Below are 20,460 nucleotides of genomic sequence, written 5' to 3' on the forward strand. Positions count from 1 at the left end.
CAATCCACTCAGTACGCGAATTCGCGGAACACCGGATCGACGTCGCCGTGCCAGCGGCCATGGAACAGCGCCAGCTTGCGCTCGGCCGGGGTCAGCCCGGATTCGACGATCTCCTGCAGCACGTCCAGGAACTTGCTCTCGTCCTGGCCGTCGGCATTGCGCGCCGCGCGGCGCTTGAGGCCTTCGACGGAAATCTTCACGGCTTCGCGGGCCAGGTCGCGCACCGTGCCATTGCGGAACGGCAGGCTCATCGCATGCTTCGGCACGCCGTCGCGCAGTGCATGGCGCTCGGCCAGGGTGAAGTCACGCACCAGGTCCCACGCAGCGTCCAGCGCGGCGTCGTCGTACAGCAGGCCGACCCAGAACGCCGGCAGCGCACACAGGCGGCTCCACGGACCACCATCGGCGCCGCGCATTTCCAGGTACTTCTTCAGGCGCACTTCCGGGAACGCGGTGGTCATGTGGTCCGACCAGTCGCGCAGCGTCGGCAGCGCGCCCGGCAGCACCGGCAGCCTGGCCTGCATGAAATCGCGGAAGCTCTGCCCGCTGGCGTCATGGTAGATGCCATCGCGGTAGGAGAAATACATCGGCACGTCGAGCAGGTAATCGACATAGCGCTCGTAACCGAAGCCATCCTCGAACACGAAGTCGAGCATGCCGGTGCGGTCAGCGTCGGTGTCGGTCCAGATGTGCGAGCGGTAGCTCAGGTAGCCGTTGGGCTTGCCTTCGGTGAACGGCGAATCGGCGAACAGCGCGGTGGCGATCGGCTGCAGCGCCAGCGATACGCGGAACTTCTTCACCATGTCCGCTTCGGTGGCGTAGTCCAGGTTCACCTGTACCGTGCAGGTGCGGGTCATCATGTCCAGGCCGAGCGAACCGACCTTGGGCATGTACGAACGCATGATCTTGTAGCGGCCCTTGGGCATCCAAGGCATCTCGTCGCGCTTCCACTTCGGCTGGAAGCCCATGCCGAGGAAACCCAGCTGCAGTTCGCCGGCCACCTGCGCCACTTCGTTGAGGTGGGTGCCGGTCTCCACGCAGGTCTGGTGGATGGTCTCCAGCGCCGCACCGGACAATTCCAGCTGGCCGGCCGGTTCCAGCGTCACCGAGGCGCCATCGCGCAGCAGGGCGATCGTGTTGCCGTTCTCCTGCACCGGCTCCCAGCCGAAGCGGACCAGGCCGTTGAGCAGCGCTTCGATGCCGCGCTCGCCTTCGAAGGTCGGCGGGCGCAGGTCATCCAGGCGGAACCCGAACTTCTCGTGCTCGGTGCCGATGCGCCACTGCGCGCGGGGCTTCTCGCCGGAGGCGATCACCTCCACCAGCTGCGAGCGGTCGGTAATGGGGGTATCGGCGACGTGGCTGGGGCTCGACAAGGGAAAGGCTCGCTGGACGGTGGCGGGGGATGTGGGGCTCGCGGCCTTCCATCGCAAGGGCGCACTATAGCGTGGCACCCCGTTGCGTCATGCGACGGTGACGGGTTTCAGCATCCTACCGACGCCCTCTTGACCCTCGTACACTCAGAGCCATGAGCCGCCATTCACGACACCCCGAACTGCATCGCTCCGAGCGCGTCGGCTGGCTGCGAGCCGCCGTGCTGGGCGCCAACGATGGCATCGTCTCGGTGGCTGGCCTGGTGGTCGGCGTGGCCGCCAGCGGCGCCTCGGCTGCGACCATCCTGGCCACCGGCGTGGCAGGTACCGTGGCCGGCGCGATGTCGATGGCGGCGGGCGAATATGTCTCGGTGCAGACCCAGGCCGACACCGAAGAGGCCGATCTGGCAATGGAAAAGCGCGAGCTGCGCGACGATCCGCACAGCGAACTGGAGGAGCTGGCCGCGATCTACCGCCACCGCGGCCTGGAGCCTGCGCTGGCGCGGCAGGTGGCCGAACAGCTCACCGCCCACGATGCGCTGGGTGCCCACGCCCGCGACGAACTGGGCATCACCGATACCCTGCGCGCCCGCCCGCTGCAGGCAGCGCTGGCCTCGGCCGGTGCGTTCACCTGCGGTGCGGCGCTGCCAGTGCTGACCGCCCTGCTGGCGCCGGTCGACAAGGTCGCACTGATGACCACGGCCAGTACCCTGCTTGGCCTGTGCCTGACCGGCGCGGTGGCAGCCCAGGCCGGCGGCGCCCCGCCGGTACGCGGCGCAATGCGGGTGATGTTCTGGGGTGCACTGGCAATGGCCGCCGCTGCAGGCGTCGGTCGCCTGTTCGGCGCCCAGGTGACATGACCGGCATGCTGCCGCCAGTTACCGCACTGCTGGCCGAGATGGCCAGCCTGGCCGGCTGCGCACGCGCCGAAGGTTATGCGTGCATCACCGCTCGGCGCGAACATGGCGCCAGCTCGGTGGAGATTCCGCAACCGCAGTTCGCGATCCTGCTGGAAGGCCGCAAGCAGGTGCGTACCACGCACCAGTCGCTGGAGTTCATCCCCGGCGACATCCTGCTGCTGACCCAGCGCTGCCGCATCGATGTGGTCAACACCCCCGACCCACGCAGTGGCCGCTACCTCAGTGCCATCGTGCCGCTGTGTGCCGAAGTGCTGGCGGCCGCACGCACGCTGTGGAGCGAGGAGCTTCCCGCGCCAGGCCAGGCGATGGCGCGACTGCCGTTGATCGATCATGGCGCGGTGCTGCGCCAGTGGCGGCAATCGCTGCAGGACGGTCGTTACAGCGAAGCGCGGCTGGCCCTGGCCTCGCTGGTACTGACCTTGTGCCGGCAGGGCCACGGCAACCTGCTGCTGCCGCAGGCACCGAGCCTGGGCGAACAGATCCGCGACCGCATCGCCGCCGAACCGGCCCGCGACTGGCAATCGCGCGATGTGGAAGAACAGTTCGCGTTGAGCGGCGCGACACTGCGCCGCCGTCTTGCCGCCGAAGACACCAGCCTGCGCCAGCTGCTCACCGAGGCGCGGCTGGCGCATGGCATGCAGCTGCTCTACACCACGGACCTGCCGTTGAAGACCGTGGCAGCGCGCGCGGGCTACCGGTCTGCGGCGAGTTTCAGCAAGCGCTTCGCCGAGCAGTACGGACTGGCTCCCACAGACATTTGAGGGGGTTCGGCAGGGCTGCGCCCTGCACCCGCCGAAGCGAGAGCAAGAGCCGGAGCAACAGCAACAGCAACAGCAACAGCGTGCATTCCGTGGGATGGCGGGGCGGTGTGGGTGGGCAGGACACGCCGTAAACCCGTCCCTGGGGGCTCGATGGCGCCATCCATGGCGCCAACGGTCCTGCCCACCCACACCGCCCCGCCTTCGACAGGTTCACTCGGCTGTTGGCAACTGCGGCTTTGTTCCGCGCGGCTGTTGGTAGGTGTCGACCTTGGTCGACACATCTGTCAGATATCGAATGAAACTCTGGGGTCAGATCCGTTTTCCTGCGGAAAACGGATCTGACCCCACGAGCTGACAGATCGCGGAGATCTGTCGAAGGCGGGGCGGGTCCGGTTGCGGGAGTGTCCGCGGCATGGATGCCGCGGCCAAGCCCCCATGGACGGGTTTACGGCGTCTCCCGCAACCGGACCCACCCCGCCATCCCACGGATAGCCCGCTGTCGCTGTTGCTGTTGCTTCGGCCGTTGCCCTGGCTCGTAGCGGGTGCAGGGCGCAGCCCTGCAGACAACACCCCTTCCCTGAGCATTCCGCGCAGTGGTTTGAGCGCCGTGCACACACCGGCCACGGCACTCTGGGCACAACGGAACCGCCCGTCATCCACCGAGAACCGCCATGACCCTGCGTCCCCTGCCGCTGCGCGGCGCCCTGCTGCTGGCCCTGTCGTCCCTGCCGCTGGTCGCGCTGGCCGAGGCCACTTCGCCCGCCCCCACCCAGCAGGTCCCTGGTGTCTATCACCAGCGCATCGGTGCGCTGCAGGTCACCGCCCTGTTCGACGGCGTGGTCGCGCTCGGCCGGCAGGAAGTGGTGGACGTGCCGCCGACGCTGGTCAGCCGCCTGCTGGAAGGCCGTTACGTGCCGGAAGACAAGAAGGGCCTGCAGACCGCGATCAATGCGTTCCTGATCCGCCAGGGCAACCACCTGACCCTGGTCGACACCGGCACCGCGCAGTGCTTCGGCCCCGGCCTGGGCCAGGTGCTGGGCAATCTGCGCGCCTCCGGCGTGGACCCGGCCGAGGTGGATGAGGTGCTGCTGACCCACGCCCATCCGGACCACCTGTGCGGCGTACTCGACGCGCAGGGCAAGCCGGCCTATCCCAATGCCACGGTGTGGCTGTCCAAGGCGGATGCCGATTACTGGCTCAACCCAGCCAGCGAGGCCACCGCGCCGAAGGGCGTGCGCTTCGCCTTCCCGCTGGCACGCAATGCGGTCGCGCCATACCAGGCCAGCGGCCACCTGCGCACCTTCAGCCCCGGCGACGCCCTGCCCGGCGGCGCGGTGGCGATGGACACCCATGGCCATACGCCCGGCCATGTCTCTTACCGGTTCGACAGCCAGGGCCAGTCACTGCTGGTATGGGGTGATGTGCTGCACTTCCATGCGGTGCAGTTCGCGCACCCGGAGGCGGCATTCGAGGCCGATTCGGACCGCACAGCGGCCATCGCCAGCCGTCGCGGGCTGCTGCAGCAGGCCACCGCCAACGGCTGGTGGGTAGCCGGTGCGCACCTGCCCTTCCCAGGCCTGGGCCATGTGCGTGGCGAGGGCAAGGCCTATGCGTGGGTGCCGGCGGAGTATTCGCCGTTGTGAGGGTGTGCCGACCAAGGTCGGCACCCACCGATCGGGTAGCGCCCGGCTGCCAGCCGGGCGACCGGAAATGCCTTACTCCAGCCCCAGCCAGCCGCCGATCACGCCGCGGGCTTCGTCCACGCCGGTACGGTCTTCGCCGGAGAACACCTGCACGCTGACGCTGTCGCCGTAGGCCGATTGCAGTTCCTTGCGCACCTTCTGCAGGGACTGCATCTGCTGGCTGCGGCTGAGCTTGTCGGCCTTGGTCAGCAGGGCGTGCGCCGGCAGGCCGCGCTGCACGGCGTAGGACAGCATCTGCCGGTCGTAGTCCTTCAGCGGATGGCGGATGTCCATCACCACCACCAGCCCCTTCAGGGCTTCGCGGGTGCGGAAATACTTGTCGATGAAGGCCTGCCAGTGCGCCTGCAGGTCCAGCGGCACCTTTGCATAGCCATAACCTGGCAGGTCGACCAGATGCGCTTCCGGGGTGACCTGGAAGAACACCAGCTGCTGGGTACGGCCAGGGGTCTTGGAGACACGGGCCAGGGCGTTCTGGCGGGTCAGCGCGTTGAGCGCACTGGACTTGCCGGCGTTGGAGCGGCCGGCGAAGGCCACTTCGGCCCCTTCGTCGGGCGGCAGCTGCCGCACGTTGTGGGCCGAAAGGTGGTAACGAGCGCGTTCGATGAGCAATGACATGTGCCTAGGATCGCATGTTGCGGCGCCGCGCGCCCGTGCCGGCGGCCTCTGCGGGCATTTTGCTGCACTGCTGCGTTGACCGTGCGCGGAAACGGCGTTGATAATCCGGGCGATGCCGGCGGCCACCGCCCGGCCCGGTCCATACGGAGCTTCAGCATGCGCCACGCTCGCGTTCTTGCCGTATCCGCCCTTGCCACTGCTGTAGTCGTTGCCGCTGCTGCGTTCGCGCAGACCACGTTGACCCCGCTGCCCGACAACGGGCCGATCAACACCGCCTCGCTGGAGGTGGATTTCAGCAAGACCCACTGGGGCGATGCCAAGGCCGGCCAGACCAAGGCCTCGGCCTGCGCGGCCTGCCATGGCGCCGACGGCAATTCCACGGTGGAGATGTACCCGTCCATCGCCGGCCAGAGCGAACGCTACGTCGCCCAGCAGATGGCCCTGATCGCCAATGGGCAGCGCAGTTCCGGCGCGGCGGTGGCGATGGTGCCGTTCGTGCAGAACCTCACCCCGCAGGACATGCGCGATATCGGCGCGTTCTTCGCCACGCAGAAGGCCACCGCCGGCATCGCCGATGACACGGCAGTCGCTGACGGCCCTTACAAGGGCATGAAGTTCTACGAGATCGGCCAGCAGCTGTACCGTGGCGGCGACGCCAAGCGCGGCCTGCCGGCCTGCATGGCGTGCCACGGCCCCAGCGGTGCCGGTAATCCGGGTCCGGCCTATCCGCACATCGGTGGTCAGCACGCCAGCTATGTCGCGCGCCGCCTGCAGGAATACCAGGCCGGCCAGACCAACGAGACCGACAAGGCCCACTTCCAGATCATGGCGACCGTCGCGCAGAAGCTGAGCGAGCAGGAGGTGCAGGCGCTGTCGAGCTACCTGCAGGGCCTGCACAACAAGGCCGACGATGTGGCCACTGCCCCCCCGTCGGCGCAACCGGCTGCCGCCCCCTGACCACCACTGGTCGGCCCGGGCCGCCACCACGGCCCGCGCCTGCGGTATGTTTCCTTCACGCCGGCGACCGCGCCGGCGTTGCTTTTTTCAACGGAGATGCGTGTCGATGAGGTTGATTTCCCGCCTGCTGTTGTCCGTGCTGGTGCTGCTGCCGCTGGCAGCCTGCGCCGCTACCCCCGCCAATGCCCCGCTGGTCGAGGGCAAAGACTACGAGCGCATCGCCCAGCCGGGCCCGTTCCAGCCGCTGGCCGGCAAGATCGAGGTGGTCGAGGTCTTCGGCTACACCTGCCCGCATTGCGCCCACTTCGAACCGCAGCTGGAAGCCTGGGCGGCCAAGCTGCCGGCCGACGTGCGCTTCACCCCGGTCCCGGCTGCCTTCGGTGGCGCCTGGGATGCCTGGGCACTGGCCTACTACGCCGCCGACGAGGTCGGCGTGGCCAAGCGCAGCCACGCTGCCGTGTTCAAGGCCCTGCACGAGCAGGGATCGCTGCCGATGCAGAACGTCTCGGCCGATGAGCTCGCCACCTTCTACAAGGCGTATGGCGTGACCCCGGACCGTTACCTCCAGGCCCTGCGCGGCGACGCCGTACAGAAGAAGGTCGATGCCGCGCGCGCGTTCGCCCAGCGCACCAGGATCCCGGGGACCCCGGCGCTGATCATCAACGGCCAGTACCTGGTGCGTGGTAACAGCTTCGACGACCAGCTGCGCATCGCCTCGGCGCTGATCGCCCAGGCCCGCGCTGCCCGCGGCCGCTGAACCAACACCCACCACCGACACGGCGCTGTCGCCGCCGCATGTCATCATTTCCCTCTGGCCGGCGCCTGGCGCCGGCCCCACCATTCCAGATGCTGGAGACGTTTCCATGAAGATCCGTTACGCCCTCGCCCTCGCAGCGCTGCTGCCGATCCTGGCTGCCTGCAAGGCTGATGACGGCAGCACCAACACCACCGCGGCCCCGGCCGAACCGGCTGCAGCCCCGGCAGCCACCACCGAACCGGCTGCTGCGCCGGCGGCGGGCAGCGAAGGCGCCGCGCCGGCTGCCGCTGAAGGCGAGAAAGCCCCGGCCGAAGCGGCTCCGGCCACCGCACCGGCCCCGACCACCGCCGCACTGACCGGCCCGGCCCCGGTGGAAGGTGCCGACTACCAGGTGATCCCGAACGGCCAGCCGTTCCAGCCGGCCACCGGCAAGATCGAAGTGACCGAGATCTTCGGCTACGTCTGCCCGGCCTGCGCCGCATTCCAGCCGCTGGTCGGCCCGTGGAAGGCCGGCCTGCCGAGCGACGTGAACTTCGTCTACGTGCCGGCCATGTTCGGCGGCACCTGGGATGACTACGCCCGTGCCTTCTACGCCGCGCAGACCCTGGGCGTGCAGGAGAAGACCCACGAAGCGTTGTACGCCGCCATCCACTCGCAGAAGACCCTGAAGGGCGAGCGCGGCCGTGATTCGGTGGAAGACATCGCCAAGTTCTACGGTGCCTACGGCGTGGATCCGAAGCAGTTCGCCGCCACCATGGGCAGCTTCGCGGTGAATGCCAAGACCAACTCGGCCAAGCAGTTCGCGCAGCGCAGCCAGATCAGCGGCACCCCGTCGATCATCGTCAACGGCAAGTACCTGGTGAAGGGCAAGAGCTTCCCGGACATGCTGCGCATCGCCGACCACCTGATCGCCCGCGAACGCGGTGCGGCCCAGGCTCACTGATCCAAGAGAAGCGTTTCCCGGCCGTGAATTCCCCCCGTACACGGACCCTGCGCTTGCTGACGGCCAACATCCAGGCCGGCTCAAGTACCCGCCGCTACAGCGACTATGTGACCCGCAGCTGGTCACATGCGCTGCCGGCGGGTCGCAAGCGCAGCAGCCTTGACGCGATCGCCACCTTGGCGCGCGACCATGACATCGTCGGCCTGCAGGAGGCCGACCCGGGCAGCCTGCGCTCGGGCTTCACCAACCAGACCCACTATTTGGCCCAGCGCGCCGGCTTCAATTACTGGAGCCACCAGCCGAACCGGCGCATGGGTGGGGTCGCCTCCAGCGCCAACGGCCTGTTGAGCAAGCTGGAACCGGTTGAAGTGCAGGATCACGCCCTGCCCGGCCGCATCGGTGGGCGCGGCGTGCTGCTGGCCAAGTTCGGCGACGGCGCCGATGGCCTGGCGGTGGCGGTGGCCCATCTGTCGCTGGGCGCGGGATCGCGGATGTCGCAGCTGGGCTTCATCGCCGAGCTGTTGTCCGACCACCCCAACGCAGTACTGATGGGCGACTTCAACTGCCTGGCCGAGCGCCCGGAAATGCAGGTGCTGTACCAGAAGACCCGGCTGCAGCCCCCGGGCTGCATCGTGCCGACCTTCCCCAGCTGGCGCCCGGACCGCGCCATCGACCACATCCTGGTCAGCAGCGGCCTGCAGACCCGCACCGTGGAAGCCGTACCGGCCGCGTTCTCCGATCACCTCGCCCTGGCGATGCAGATCGACGTCCCGGCCGACGCCCTGCGCTGACTCGCCGTTACGGTAGGTGCGGACCGTTGGTCCGCACGCTCTGCGCCGGGCGCCGCCCCGCGCCCTCTAAATCGGGGCATAAACGACTTAATCCCCTCCGTCCCCTTTTTTTCAGGCGGTGACGGGTACCTTCAACCGCCGCGCGGTCATCGTGCTGCCCACCGAGGCCAACACCGTGCAGCCGATCGCCAGCCACTGCAGCCCGTGCAGGTGCTCGTGCAGCAACAGCATCGCCCACAGCGCGGCCACCGCCGGCTCCATGCTGATCAGGATGCCGAAGGTCTCCTTCGGCAGGCGCTTGAGCGCCATCATTTCCAGCGACATCGGGATCGCGCTGGACACCAGTGCCACCAGCAGGCCGGCCGCCAGGATCTTCGGATCGAGCAGCGCGGCACCGGCATGCACCACGCCCACCGGTACCACCACCAGCGAGGCCGCCAGCAGCCCCAGCGAGACCGAGTGCCCGGCATGCAGATGACCGGCACGCTTGCCGAACACGATGTACAGGCCCCAGCAGGCCGCAGCGCCCATCGCGTACAGCACGCCGGCCGGGTCCAGCGCGGGGCCACCGCCGATCGGCAGGAGCAACAGCAGCCCCACCGCCGCGCAGCCTACCCAGAGGAAATCGATCGGGCGTCGTGATGACAGCATCGCCACCGTCAGCGGCCCGGTGAACTCGATGGCCACCGCGATGCCGAAGGGAATCGTGCGCAGGGCCATGTAGAACAGCAGGTTCATCAGCCCCAGAGTGAGCCCGTAGCGCAGGATGGTGATCGCATCCACGCGGCTGGTCTTCCAGCGCCATGGCCGCCAGAACAGCAGCAGCAACAGCGCTGAAAAGCCCACGCGCAGCGCGCTGGTGCCCTGCGCACCGATCAGCGGGAACAGGTGTTTTGCGTAGGAAGTGCCGATGGCCAGCGAGGTGACCGAGCCGAGCACCGCCAGCGCCGGCAACATCGGCGCAAGTCGTGAGGTCTGCATCCGCAAAGTCTATTGCGTCGGCGCCGAGCACTTGGCTCAATTGACAGCCTGTTCGTGCAACTTCTGCTCGCCATGGCCATCGCTCCCGTGCTCGACAGTTTCGACCGCGCCATCCTCGACCTCCTGCAGCGGGACAACACCCTGCCGCAGCGCGAAATCGCTGAGTCCGTGCACCTGTCCACCCCGGCCGTGCAACGGCGCATCAAGCGCCTGCAGGACAGTGGCGTGATCGCGGCCAACGTGGCGGTGGTCGCCGCAGCCAAGATCGGTCGGCCGCTGACCATCATCGTCGAGGTGCGCGTGGTCAGCGAGCAGTGCGACCGCGTGGCGCCGTTCAGGCGCCGCGTGCAGGACGACCCTGCGGTGCAGCAGTGCTACTCCATCACCGGCGATGGCGATTTCCTGCTGCTGCTTTCGGCGGCGTCGATGGAAGAGTACGAGGCCATCACCGAGCGGTTGTTCGGCGGCGATGACAACATCGAGCGCTTCCGCACCTCGGTGGCGCTGGGCACGTTGAAGCGGAGTTTCGAGGTCCCGCTGGCACCGGTTCTGTAGCGTCGAGCCATGAATACACCGTCCTCCCACGCCCACCGCCTTCGCCGCTGGTTGCTGCGTGGCCTGTGGCTGGCCATTGCGCTCGTCGCGGCGATGACGCTGTGGAACAGCCCATGGGCGGTCGCACCGAAGATGCTGTGGGCGCTCTCGCGGATGCCGCCGGCCACGCAACTACCGGTGCCGGTGGACGGCGTGCGGCCACGCCAGATCGCCGATACCTTCGGCGCGCCACGTGGCCGTGACCGCTCCCACGCCGGCATCGACATCTTCGCCAAACGCGGCACCCCAGTGCGCAGCGCCACGGCCGGTGTCGTCGCGGATGTCAGCGAACGCGGGCTCGGCGGGCGTCAGGTCTGGGTGATCGGGCCTGGGCGCGAACGCTACTACTACGCGCATCTGGAGGACTGGGCCGACGGCCTGGCACGCGGCCAGGTGGTGCAACCCGGCGATCTGCTCGGCCATGTCGGCGACAGCGGCAACGCCAAGGGCACGCCGCCGCACCTGCACTGGGGCGTCTACGGCACCGACGGCGCGCGCGACCCGCTGCCATTGCTGCGCTGACTGCCACTGCGCACCCGCAGACCGATCTGTTCATGATTTGTAAATAGGAATAGTTCGTATTACCATTTCTTTCGTTTCCGGTGGTGCCAGGACGGCCTGCCCGTCCGTTTCCCACCCGTAGCGCCTCGCCTCTGGATGCCGGCCGGGCGCGCGTGCTCGTCCAGGACCCCCATGACCCGTTCCGTCTTCCGTACGCCGCAGCCACAACGGCTGTCCGTTGCCGTGCTCGCCGTTCTCTGCGCCGTGGCCCCGGCCGCCTTCGCCGAAACCGCCGCCGATCCGACCAACCTCGACAAGGTGGTGGTGAAGGGTGAACGCGCCGAAGGCTATTCGGTGCGCCGCACCTCGGCCGGTACCCGCTTCGACCTGGCCCCGCGCGAGATCCCGCAGTCGATCAGCATCATCAGCCACCAGCGCATCGAAGATCAGAACCTGGACGACATCATCGACGTGCTGGCCAACACCACCGGCGTGACCAGCACCCAGTCCGACAGCGAACGCACCGAGTTCTACGCACGCGGTTTCTACATCGATGCCTACCAGTTCGATGGCCTGCCGACGCAGATGGTGCAGAACTGGAGCTACGGTGATTCCGGCCTGGACCTGGCGCTGTACGACCGCGTGGAAGTGGTGCGTGGTGCCACCGGCCTGCTCAGTGGTGCCGGCAATCCGTCCGCGTCGGTGAACCTGATCCGCAAGCATGCCGACAGCGCCGAACTGAACGGCAGCGTCTCGGTGAACGTCGGCAACTGGGGCCGCACCCGCACCACCGTGGACGTGGGCAGTGCGCTGAACGCCAGCGGCACCGTGCGCGGCCGCGTGATCGGCAGCTACCTGGACACCGACGGCCAGATGGATCGCTACAACCAGCGCAAGACGCTGGGCTATGCGGTCATCGACGCCGACCTGACCCCGGACACCCAGCTGAGCGTGGGCTACGACTACCAGCAGAAGCGCGCCAACGGCGCGACCTGGGGCGGCTTCCCGATGCTGTACTCCGATGGCTCGCGCACCGGCTATGACGAATCGTTCAACGCCAGCCCGAACTGGACCTACTGGGACACCACCAGCAAGCGCGCGTTCGCCACCCTGCAGCACGCCTTCAGCAATGGCTGGAAGTTCAAGGTCGGTGCCACGCACGATGAGACCAAGGCCGACGACAAGCTGTTCTACCCGGCATACAACGACTGGACCACGGGCGCGTCGAACTTCGACAGAACCAACGGCACGGGCATCTCGCCTTCCGCGGGTTTCTACAACACCGAGCGCAAAGTCACCGGTGTTGATGGCTACGTTGACGGTCCGTTCCAGCTGTTCGGCCGCGAGCACCAGTTCATGGCCGGACTGAGCTACAACAAGCGCGACTATGCCAACTACGGCGACTACCAGGTCGGTGGCGCCGGCAAGACCTGGGACCCGTTCACCAGCTACCTGCACTGGACCGGCAACATCAGCGAGCCGAACTGGAACCCGCTGGCACTGGCCAGCCAGGGCACCATCACCCAGAAGGCCGGTTACGCCGCCGTACGCCTGTCACTGGCCGATCCGTTGAAGCTGATCATCGGCGCCCGCTACACCGACTGGAAGAGCGAAGGCGAGAACGACGACCGCGAACACAAGGTGACCACCCCGTACGCCGGCCTGGTGTATGACATCAACGACACCTACTCCGCGTACGCCAGCTACACCGAGATCTTCCAGCCGCAGACCGCCCGCGACCGCAACGACCGTTATCTCGACCCGGTCGACGGCAAGAGCTACGAGGTCGGCGTCAAGGGGGCTTGGTTCGACAACCGCCTGAATGCCTCGCTGGCGGTGTTCCGCATCGAGCAGGACAACGTCGCCCAGGTCACCAGCGAGCCGATCATCGGCCGCCCGGGTGAGTTCGCCTCGATCGCCGCACGCGGCACCGTCAGCCGTGGCTTCGAGTTCGAGGTGAACGGTGAACTGGCACCGGGCTGGAATGCCACCTTCGGCGCCTCGCGCTACGTGGCCAAGGACATCAACGACGCCGACATCAACACCAACCTGCCGCAGACCGCCCTGAAGCTTTTCACCAGCTACACCCCGCAGTCGCTGCAGGAACTGACCGTCGGTGGCGGTGCCAACTGGCAGAACCGCATCTACTACGCGGTGCCTGCCTACGGCCGCATCGAGCAGAGTGGCTATGCACTGGTCAGCGCCTTCGTGCGCTACCGCATCTCGCCGGAGTTCAGCGTGCAGGCCAACCTCAACAACCTGCTGGACAAGAAGTACCTGTCGCAGATCAACGGCTACGGTGCGTATGGCGATGGCCGCAACGGCTCGCTGACGTTCACCTGGTCGTTCTGATCCAACCGGCGTTGTAGCGTCGAGCCATGCTCGACTCGATCATCCAGGACAGTCGAGCATGGCTCGACGCTGCAACGGCGCCGGGCTGAGCCCGGCGCCGCTCTCACATCAGAACCGCAGATCCGCGCGCAGGTACCAGTAGCGGCCACGCGGGATGTCGTAGGTCGAAGCGTCGTAGCCGTTCAACGAGCACGACAGGCAGATCGGCGGATCCTTGTCGAACACGTTGTTCAGGCCGGCGGTCAGCTGCAACCCCTTCATCCAGTCGATCTTGTAGCCCACCTGCATGTCGTGGAAGGTGGTGGCCGACAGCGTGTTGGTGCCCGCTGCCTGGTTGCTGCACACCGGGAAGGCCGCGGCATCGCCACAGTTCTCGGTCAGCTCGGAGATGTGCCGCACCGTCCAGTTGGCGCTCCAGCGGTCCATCGTCCAGCCGATGCTGGCATTGCTGGTCCACTCCGGAATCGAGCTGTCGGCCACTTCCACGCCCGGCTTCTGCGGCTGCTTCTGCCCGGCCGCGCCGGTGGCCTCGTAACGGCCGACGAAGGTGTTCTTCCACGCCAGCTTGAACTGGCCGATGGAGGTCCGCGGCAGGGTCCAGAACAGATCCACGTCCCAGCCGTCGGTCTTGATCGACCCCAGGTTGGTCAGGCGGTTGTTGAAGCTGCTGACCGCACCGGTGCTGGCACGGGTGATGCCATCGCAGTAGATCGGGTCCAGCGTATCCACGCACAGGTCCAGCTGGGTCTGTGCGTTGATCGCCTGGATCGCACCATCGATGGCATGGCGGTAGAAGGTCACCTCCACATCGAAGCGCTCCGACCACGACGCATTGTTGCCGAACCACGGGCTCCACACGAAGCCGGCGCTGAAGCTGCGCGAGCGTTCCGGCTCCAGCTCGCGGTTGCCGCCGGTGGTCACCGAGATCTGCGAGTTGGCCTGCTGGAAGCCGGCCGGCACGCCCAGCGCGGCACAGTTGGCGGCGCTGCCACGTGGCGGAGTGCCGCCCAGACCCACCGAGCACGGGTCGAACAGCTGCAGGTCGGCACGCGCCGCCGAGCCGTACAGTTCACCGATCGACGGTGCGCGGAAGCCCTCGGCGTAGGTGGTGCGCAGCACGAAGTCATCGGTCACCTGCCAGCGCAGGCCGTACTTGGGCGTGAACTCGCCACCGAAGGTGGAGTAGTCCGAATAGCGGCCGGCCAGGCTCAGGTCCAGCTTCTTGCCGAACGAGGAATCGGCGAAGATCGGCACGCTCAACTCCAGGTAGGCCTCGTTGACGTCGTAGGAACCGGAGGTCGGCTGCGACGGCACGCCGTTGTAGTGGCCGATCACCGTCAGCGGATCGGGCTGGTAGGAGCCCTTGTACTTGCGGTACTCGAAGCCGGTGGCGAAGGATACCGGACCGGCCGGCAGCGAGAACAGCTCGCTGGACAGGTTGGCGGTGAACAGGCTCAGTTCGTTCTGGCTGCGGTCGCGCACCACCGGCTGGATCCACTTCAGCATGTCCGGGGTGATCGAACCGACGCCGCCGAAGATGTTCAACGGCACGCAGCCCGGCGTGGCCGCACAGACGGACGGATCGCCCAGCGCCATGTTCACCTTGTAGATGTCATAGCTGCCGTAGTTGGTCTGTTCGGCCTTGTTCTTGCTGTACATGCCGTTGACGTCCCAGTACCAGCTGCGGTCGGCGGCATGGAAATCACCGACCAGGCCGGTGGCGAAGTAAGTGGTGTCCACTTTCTGCTTGAACACGCGCGCACCGCCTTCCACCGGGCGACGACCGATCAGGCTCATGTTGTCGCCGGAAACCAGATCGAAGCCGAACGGGTTGTACGGATTCAGGCGCGAGACCACGATGTTGTCGGCCAGCGGATTGCCGGTGGCGCCATCGGGGCCGAAGAACAGCGGCTCCGGGCCGGCCTGGTTGGTCGACTCACGACGGTTGCCCAGTGCCTTGACGTACCACTGCACGTTGTCGGTGATGTCGAAGCGGAACTGACCGAACAGGCCTTTGCGCTCCGACGGCGTCAGCACCATGTTGTATTCGGCGAAGTTGAAGCGGTCGGCGGTGGTGAAGCAGTGGTAGTCATCCGTGCGGCTGCAGCCGGCGCTGCCGTCGTAACGCGGATTGCTCACGCCGGTATTGGGCACGATGTTCTGCACCGCACCGGTGTTCGGGTCGGTGAACATGAAACGGCCCTGCGGAATGCCACCGCTGCCGAACGCCAGGCCGGTGCCGGGAATCGGGAAGCGCGACTGCTCGCGGTCCTTGGCAAATACCGGATCCTGCTTGGTCCAGCTGGCGCCCAGGAACAGGCTGAAGCGGTCGCCACTCTTGCCCCAGGCCAGGTCCACGCCCTTCTGCGTGCCGTCGCCCTTGCTGTACTCGCCGTAGTTCAGCGTCACCTGCGCACCATCGAAGTCACGGCGGGTGATGATGTTGACCACGCCGGCAATGGCATCGGAGCCGTACAGCGACGACGCGCCATCTTCCAGCACCTCGATGCGCTCGACGATGGCCAGCGGAATGGTATTGAGATCGGTAGCCGAGCCGACGCCGGAGGCGGACGACTCATTGACCCAGCGGATGCCATCGACCAGCACCAGCACGCGCTTGGCCCCCAGGTGGCGCAGATCGACCTGCGCCGAGCCGGCACCCACGCCACTGCCATCGGGCGGGAAACCGAAGTTGCCGGACGAGTTGAACTTGGCGTTGAGCGCCGAACCGGAACCGGTGAGCTGCTGCAGCACTTCGCCGATCGAGGTCAGGCCGGTGCGTTCGATGTCACCGCGCGTCAATGTCTGGATCGGCACCTGGCCTTCGACTTCAGCGCGCTTGATGCGGGTACCGGTGACTTCCACCGCATCGAGGTTGGTGGTGGATTGCGCAGCGGCACCCAACGGTGCCAGAGCCGTCACGCACAGCGCAACGGCAACCGCCAACGGGCGGTGATGCAGGTGAATCATTCGCTCTCTCTCCAAAGGAATGTCGGGACTTGGACTGCCGCGCTCCCCCCTGCATGGCGGCAGCGTCTCCTTTGTAAACAAGTGGTAAAAACCAAGGCGTGATGATCGACACTATTTCACGCGGAATTGACGCAAATGACGGTCATTTGCGTCACATCGCTACACATGAAGACCGGACGATACTGTTCGCCGCGCGTCGTTGATGCCGGGTACGACAGCGGTTTCCCGGCTTTTCCGCAATTGGGCAAGTGCTCTTGCCGATCCGTCCAACGACAATGCGCCTGCGCCATCGGCAGCATGATGATCGCCGTTGCCGTCGGTCGACGGTGTCGATCAGATCGCTTTCGAGCTGGAACTCATACCAAGATGGTGAGTAACCCGTATGGAGGAGCTCCTGCAATGACGGACTGCAGATCGCCGGGATCACCGTGCGAACGTGAGGCACTCAATGGCTGCTCTTTCGGCTCCTGCCATCTCGATGACAGAGCCACATGCATCGACTAACTTTAATCTACGAAGCAAATTCAGACAACATTTAGGAATAGTTTGAAAACTGCCCGTCAAACGAATTTCCGAGGCCAACCAAGGTGAGACTGAGAGCCCCAGTCATTCTCATGAGGCTCAATTGTGAAAACAATCACCGTCATGATCCATGTCGCGATTGTCACGGCATTGCTTCTGTTCCCTGCAAGCGAATCGAGAGCGGGGGGCCTGATTGAATGCAACAACTGTGCCTCTCCCAAAGATGCAGCCCTGATGTCAGGCTCCGGGTTGGCGGTTGTAATGGACTTCGAAAAAGCCCGACTGAGCGCCTTCGAAGTTGAATATGATCGCGAGATCAGAAAGTGGCGCGCCCTTTCGACACCGGTTCCCGCACAGATTCAAATGGCTTTCCTACGGATTCTGGATGCGACGTCAGCCTTTCGAGGGCCACCTGAAGGGGCCCACGCGATGGCAGGAGGCGGATCAGTGGTCGTGCTGCATCCAGACAATCCTGGAAACTCCAATGGAGTGAGGTTCCCCGAGTCTTACAAGTCCTCCAATACCTTTGACATCGTCGCCTCAGCCACACTGCGAACCCGACTTGGCCAGTATCTAGCCACAGAACTGGCAGGAGCCAATACGGGAAGCCCAACCTGGAACAGCATTGCGCTCTCGATTCAACAAGCGGCCCTGAACTGGGCAGGCCTCAAAGGTGGCGGATCCATAACAATAATGATCACATGGCGTGACGGATCGAAGACGCTTTATCGAGTAACACCGGACAACGTTGCCGAAGCGAAGTATCAGAAGGGCGAAAGTCGCGACAGCACAGGCAACAAGGTTCCTGACGAATCCATCGCCGACCCGATCTCCGCCCCTTCGTACGCCGGACAATACTATTTCGGCCAGCATGGCGACCTGGACAACTGGGTCAGATCCGCACAGATGTATGGAGTCCCCGTCCAGCGCGGAAGCAGCAGCCGCATCTCGTGCAGTTGGGATGGTCGCACAGTCTACTGCCAGCAATACTGACACCCACATCCGCCGCTCATGTCGCAATCCCCCCATGAGCGGCGGTTTAGATAGCCCTACCGCACGAAAGCGATGCGCTCCATGCCAGTGGCTTCGGCCGCAGCCAATATCCGCGCCATGCCTTCGTACTCGGCCGCCGGATCGGTGGCGATGCGCAGCTCCGGCAGGTTGCCGGCATGTTCGCCCACCTGTGCCTGCAGGCGCGCCTGCAGATCGCCGATGGCCATCGGCTGGCCATTCCAGCTGAGCTGGTTGCCAGCGTCCAGGCTCAGCTCGATCGGCGGTGGCGGTTCGGGGCGATCGATCGTGCGATCGGTGGCCTGTGGCAGCTGCACGGCAATCGGCCGGGCCACGATCGGCGCGGTCACGATGAAGATGATCAACAGCACCAGCATCACATCCACCAGTGGCGTGACATTGATGTCCGCCAGCGGGCCGCTTCTTCCTGCGCTACTGAACGCCATGTGCCGCTCCGTGCAGCCGGGCCGTTCGCCCAAGGCCGACAGTACGTCGCCTTCCGTCACCTGCGGCAGTGGCCTGTACGGGTTCATTCAGCTGTCGTTGCCAACGCCCGGCGTGCACACAATGCGAAACTGAATTCAGCCAGCCCCCGCTATGCTGGGCGCCATGACCCGACGCTCCTCGACCACCCTGTCCCTGCTGCCCTTGGCCACCACGCTGCTGATCGGCTGCGCCAATGCCCAGTCCCTCGACGCCCAGAACGCGCAGCTGAAGGCCGCGATCGCTGCCGCCGAACGCGGCCAGTTCGATCCCGGCCAGGCCGCCGCACTCAGCCGCCATCCGGCTTACGGCTGGCTGGAGTACGCCAACCTGCGCCGCAACATCGACACCGTCGATACCGCGCAGGCGCAGGCCTTCCTCAAGCGCTATGACGGCCAGGCCGTGGCCAACACGTTCCGCAGCGTGTGGTTGCCCTCGGTCGCACGCCGCCAGGACTGGCCCACCCTGCTCGCCAACTGGGCGCCCACCGACAACGCAGGCCTGCGCTGCGCGCAGCTGACCGCGCGCCAGGTGACCGGCAAGGTCGATCCGCAGTGGATCAGCGAGGCGCAGGACCTGTGGCGCAAGAACGGCAAGTCGCTGCCAGACGGCTGTGACGCCGTTTTCGCCGTGCTGCAGGCACAGGGCGGACTGAGTGACGCATTGCGCTGGGAACGCATCGATGCCGCCGCCGACGCCCAGCAGCCGGCCGTGATGCGCAGCGCCGCACGTGGCCTGCCTGCCACCGACCTGGCGCTGGCCAACAATTACGCCGCCTTCGTCGACAAGCCCAATGCCAGCGCGTTGAACTGGCCGCGCAACGAGCGCAGCCGGCGCATCGCCACCGACGGCCTGGCCAAGCTGGCCAAGGCCGACCCGGCCGCCACCGAACAGCAGTTGCCGCAGTACGCCCAGGCGCTCGGCCTGAGTGCCGAGCAGCAGGGCCAGGTGCTGTACCAGATCGCGCTGTGGACGGTGGCTTCCTACCTGCCCGATTCGGCACGCCGCCTCAACGCAGTGCCGGAATCGGCGTATGACGAACGCCTGCACGAATGGCGCGTGCGCGAGGCGATGTCGCGCGGTGACTGGCCGGCGGCACTGACCGCGATCCGCAAGATGGCCAGCAAGCAGCGCAGCGACCCGCGCTGGCGCTACTTCGAAGGCCGCATGCTGGAGAAGACCGGCCAGGCCCAGCAGGCGCAGCCGTTGTTCCGCGATGCGGCGCGCGCACCGACCTTCCACGGTTTCCTGGCTGCCGACAAGCTGCAGCAGGGCTATACCCTGTGCCCCTGGAAGCCGAACGACAGCGCGCAGGCACAGGCGGTGATCGCGCGCGACCCGGCCATCCAGCGCGCGATGGCGCTGTACCAGATCGACCGCACCGGCTGGGCTGTGGCCGAATGGAACAGCGCGCTGTCGCGCTTCGATGATACCCAGCGCCGCCTCGCGGTACGCGTCGCGCAGGACAACGGCTGGTTCGACCGCGCCGTGTTCGCGCTCGGCAAGCAGCCGCAGGAACAGCGCCTGTACGACCTGCGCTTCCCGCTGCACCACGACGCCACCATCCGCCGCGAATCGGCACGCAACGCGATCGATCCGGCCTGGGTGGCGGCGGAAATCCGCGCCGAGAGCACGTTCACCCCGCGTGCGCGCTCGCCTGCAAACGCCATGGGCCTGATGCAGGTGCTGCCGGCCACCGGTGCCGGTGTGGCCAAGTCGATCGGCCTGACCGGCTACGGCGGCGCCGACAGCCTCTACGACCCGGACACCAACATCGCCATCGGCACCGCCTACCTGCGCCAGCTGATGAACAAGTACGACGGCCTGCCGTACGTGACCATCGCCGCCTACAACGCCGGCCCGACCCCGACCGCGCGCTGGCAGAGCCAGCGCCCGGGCTTTGACCCGGACCTGTGGATCGAGACCATCAGCTACAAGGAAACCCGCGAGTACGTGGCGCGCGTGCTGGCCTTCAGCGTGATCTACGACTGGCGCCTCAATGGTGATGCGCTGCCGCTGAGCGACCGCCTGATGGGCCGCCTGGTGGACAAGCGCAAGAACTTCAGCTGCGCCGCCAACGCCGAGCAGGGCGGGGATTGATCGCACTGCGGTAGTGCCGGCCGCTGGCCGGCATTCCCCGGTATCCACGCCCAGGAGTGAAACGATGAGCCTGCTGGCCTGGATCAGGCTGGCCGCTGTATCGGTAGTGCCGTCCGCTGGCCGGCAGCT

17 protein-coding genes are annotated in these 20,460 nt (G+C 66.5%); 12 read left to right on the forward strand and 5 right to left on the reverse strand.

The features are described 5' to 3' along the window. Positions 1-8 precede the first annotated feature (8 nt). Complete coding sequence (locus AC5P8Y_RS17215) at positions 9-1,373, reverse strand: glutamate--cysteine ligase (RefSeq protein WP_005414465.1); 1,365 nt, start codon at positions 1,371-1,373, stop codon at positions 9-11. Between the two features lie 152 nt (positions 1,374-1,525). Here AC5P8Y_RS17215 and AC5P8Y_RS17220 point away from each other — a divergent pair, with 152 nt between their 5' ends. From AC5P8Y_RS17220 to AC5P8Y_RS17230, 3 genes are all read left to right on the forward strand, one after another. Beyond that, entirely contained in the window at positions 1,526-2,230 is a 705-nt protein-coding gene (locus AC5P8Y_RS17220) for a VIT1/CCC1 transporter family protein (RefSeq protein ID WP_033835225.1), read from the forward strand. Beyond that, positions 2,227-3,051 carry a helix-turn-helix transcriptional regulator gene (locus AC5P8Y_RS17225; protein WP_033835226.1) on the forward strand — a complete coding sequence of 275 codons (825 nt, stop codon included), beginning with the start codon at positions 2,227-2,229 and terminating at the stop codon, positions 3,049-3,051. The genes AC5P8Y_RS17220 and AC5P8Y_RS17225 overlap by 4 nt, the downstream gene beginning before the upstream one ends. A gap of 671 nt (positions 3,052-3,722) precedes the next feature. After that, entirely contained in the window at positions 3,723-4,694 is a 972-nt protein-coding gene (locus AC5P8Y_RS17230) for an MBL fold metallo-hydrolase (RefSeq protein WP_049402420.1), read from the forward strand. A gap of 72 nt (positions 4,695-4,766) precedes the next feature. Here AC5P8Y_RS17230 and yihA read toward each other — a convergent pair whose 3' ends face one another. Beyond that, positions 4,767-5,369 carry a ribosome biogenesis GTP-binding protein YihA/YsxC gene (gene yihA / locus AC5P8Y_RS17235; protein ID WP_005411022.1) on the reverse strand — a complete coding sequence of 201 codons (603 nt, stop codon included), beginning with the start codon at positions 5,367-5,369 and terminating at the stop codon, positions 4,767-4,769. A gap of 156 nt (positions 5,370-5,525) precedes the next feature. Here yihA and AC5P8Y_RS17240 point away from each other — a divergent pair, with 156 nt between their 5' ends. The 4 genes from AC5P8Y_RS17240 (at position 5,526) to AC5P8Y_RS17255 (ending at position 8,817) form a co-directional block, all read left to right on the forward strand. Further along, positions 5,526-6,326, forward strand: a complete 801-nt coding sequence (locus tag AC5P8Y_RS17240) for a c-type cytochrome (RefSeq protein WP_033835228.1) — start codon at positions 5,526-5,528, stop codon at positions 6,324-6,326. 106 nt (positions 6,327-6,432) lie between these two features. After that, complete coding sequence (locus AC5P8Y_RS17245; protein ID WP_005411024.1) at positions 6,433-7,083, forward strand: thiol:disulfide interchange protein DsbA/DsbL; 651 nt, start codon at positions 6,433-6,435, stop codon at positions 7,081-7,083. Positions 7,084-7,189: 106 nt separating this feature from the next. Further along, a complete protein-coding gene (locus AC5P8Y_RS17250) occupies positions 7,190-8,026 on the forward strand; it encodes a thiol:disulfide interchange protein DsbA/DsbL (RefSeq protein WP_005414471.1) in 837 nt (278 codons plus the stop codon). A gap of 53 nt (positions 8,027-8,079) precedes the next feature. Continuing rightward, complete coding sequence (locus AC5P8Y_RS17255) at positions 8,080-8,817, forward strand: endonuclease/exonuclease/phosphatase family protein (RefSeq protein WP_005411026.1); 738 nt, start codon at positions 8,080-8,082, stop codon at positions 8,815-8,817. Positions 8,818-8,928: 111 nt separating this feature from the next. Here the strand turns inward: AC5P8Y_RS17255 and AC5P8Y_RS17260 are convergent, their stop codons facing one another. Continuing rightward, positions 8,929-9,798, reverse strand: a complete 870-nt coding sequence (locus tag AC5P8Y_RS17260) for an EamA family transporter (protein WP_033835229.1) — start codon at positions 9,796-9,798, stop codon at positions 8,929-8,931. 72 nt (positions 9,799-9,870) lie between these two features. Between AC5P8Y_RS17260 and AC5P8Y_RS17265 the strand changes: the two genes are divergently transcribed. The 3 genes from AC5P8Y_RS17265 (at position 9,871) to fhuE (ending at position 13,245) form a co-directional block, all read left to right on the forward strand. Further along, positions 9,871-10,353, forward strand: a complete 483-nt coding sequence (locus tag AC5P8Y_RS17265) for an Lrp/AsnC family transcriptional regulator (RefSeq protein WP_033835230.1) — start codon at positions 9,871-9,873, stop codon at positions 10,351-10,353. A gap of 9 nt (positions 10,354-10,362) precedes the next feature. Next, positions 10,363-10,914: a M23 family metallopeptidase gene (locus AC5P8Y_RS17270; RefSeq protein ID WP_033835231.1), complete on the forward strand. Its 552-nt coding sequence runs from the start codon at positions 10,363-10,365 to the stop codon at positions 10,912-10,914. A 171-nt stretch (positions 10,915-11,085) separates the two neighbouring features. Beyond that, positions 11,086-13,245 (forward strand): ferric-rhodotorulic acid/ferric-coprogen receptor FhuE, encoded by a 2,160-nt coding sequence (gene fhuE, locus AC5P8Y_RS17275; RefSeq protein ID WP_033835232.1) that lies wholly within the window; start codon positions 11,086-11,088, stop codon positions 13,243-13,245. A 108-nt stretch (positions 13,246-13,353) separates the two neighbouring features. Here the strand turns inward: fhuE and AC5P8Y_RS17280 are convergent, their stop codons facing one another. Then, positions 13,354-16,215, reverse strand: a complete 2,862-nt coding sequence (locus AC5P8Y_RS17280; protein ID WP_111108677.1) for a TonB-dependent receptor plug domain-containing protein — start codon at positions 16,213-16,215, stop codon at positions 13,354-13,356. Positions 16,216-16,842: 627 nt separating this feature from the next. Here AC5P8Y_RS17280 and AC5P8Y_RS17285 point away from each other — a divergent pair. Then, positions 16,843-17,730, forward strand: a complete 888-nt coding sequence (locus tag AC5P8Y_RS17285; RefSeq protein WP_141097836.1) for a hypothetical protein — start codon at positions 16,843-16,845, stop codon at positions 17,728-17,730. Between the two features lie 56 nt (positions 17,731-17,786). Here the strand turns inward: AC5P8Y_RS17285 and AC5P8Y_RS17290 are convergent, their stop codons facing one another. Further along, the gene (locus tag AC5P8Y_RS17290) at positions 17,787-18,194 is read right to left on the reverse strand and encodes an ExbD/TolR family protein (RefSeq protein WP_049402432.1); all 408 of its coding nucleotides are present in this window, start codon (positions 18,192-18,194) and stop codon (positions 17,787-17,789) included. Between the two features lie 151 nt (positions 18,195-18,345). On the opposite strand from AC5P8Y_RS17290, the gene AC5P8Y_RS17295 reads away from it, so the two are divergent. Continuing rightward, the gene (locus AC5P8Y_RS17295) at positions 18,346-20,331 is read left to right on the forward strand and encodes a transglycosylase SLT domain-containing protein (RefSeq protein ID WP_049432109.1); all 1,986 of its coding nucleotides are present in this window, start codon (positions 18,346-18,348) and stop codon (positions 20,329-20,331) included. The last annotated feature ends 129 nt before the right edge of the window (positions 20,332-20,460 follow it).

The organism is Stenotrophomonas sp. YJH_SMC_12-1, from assembly GCF_059370935.1.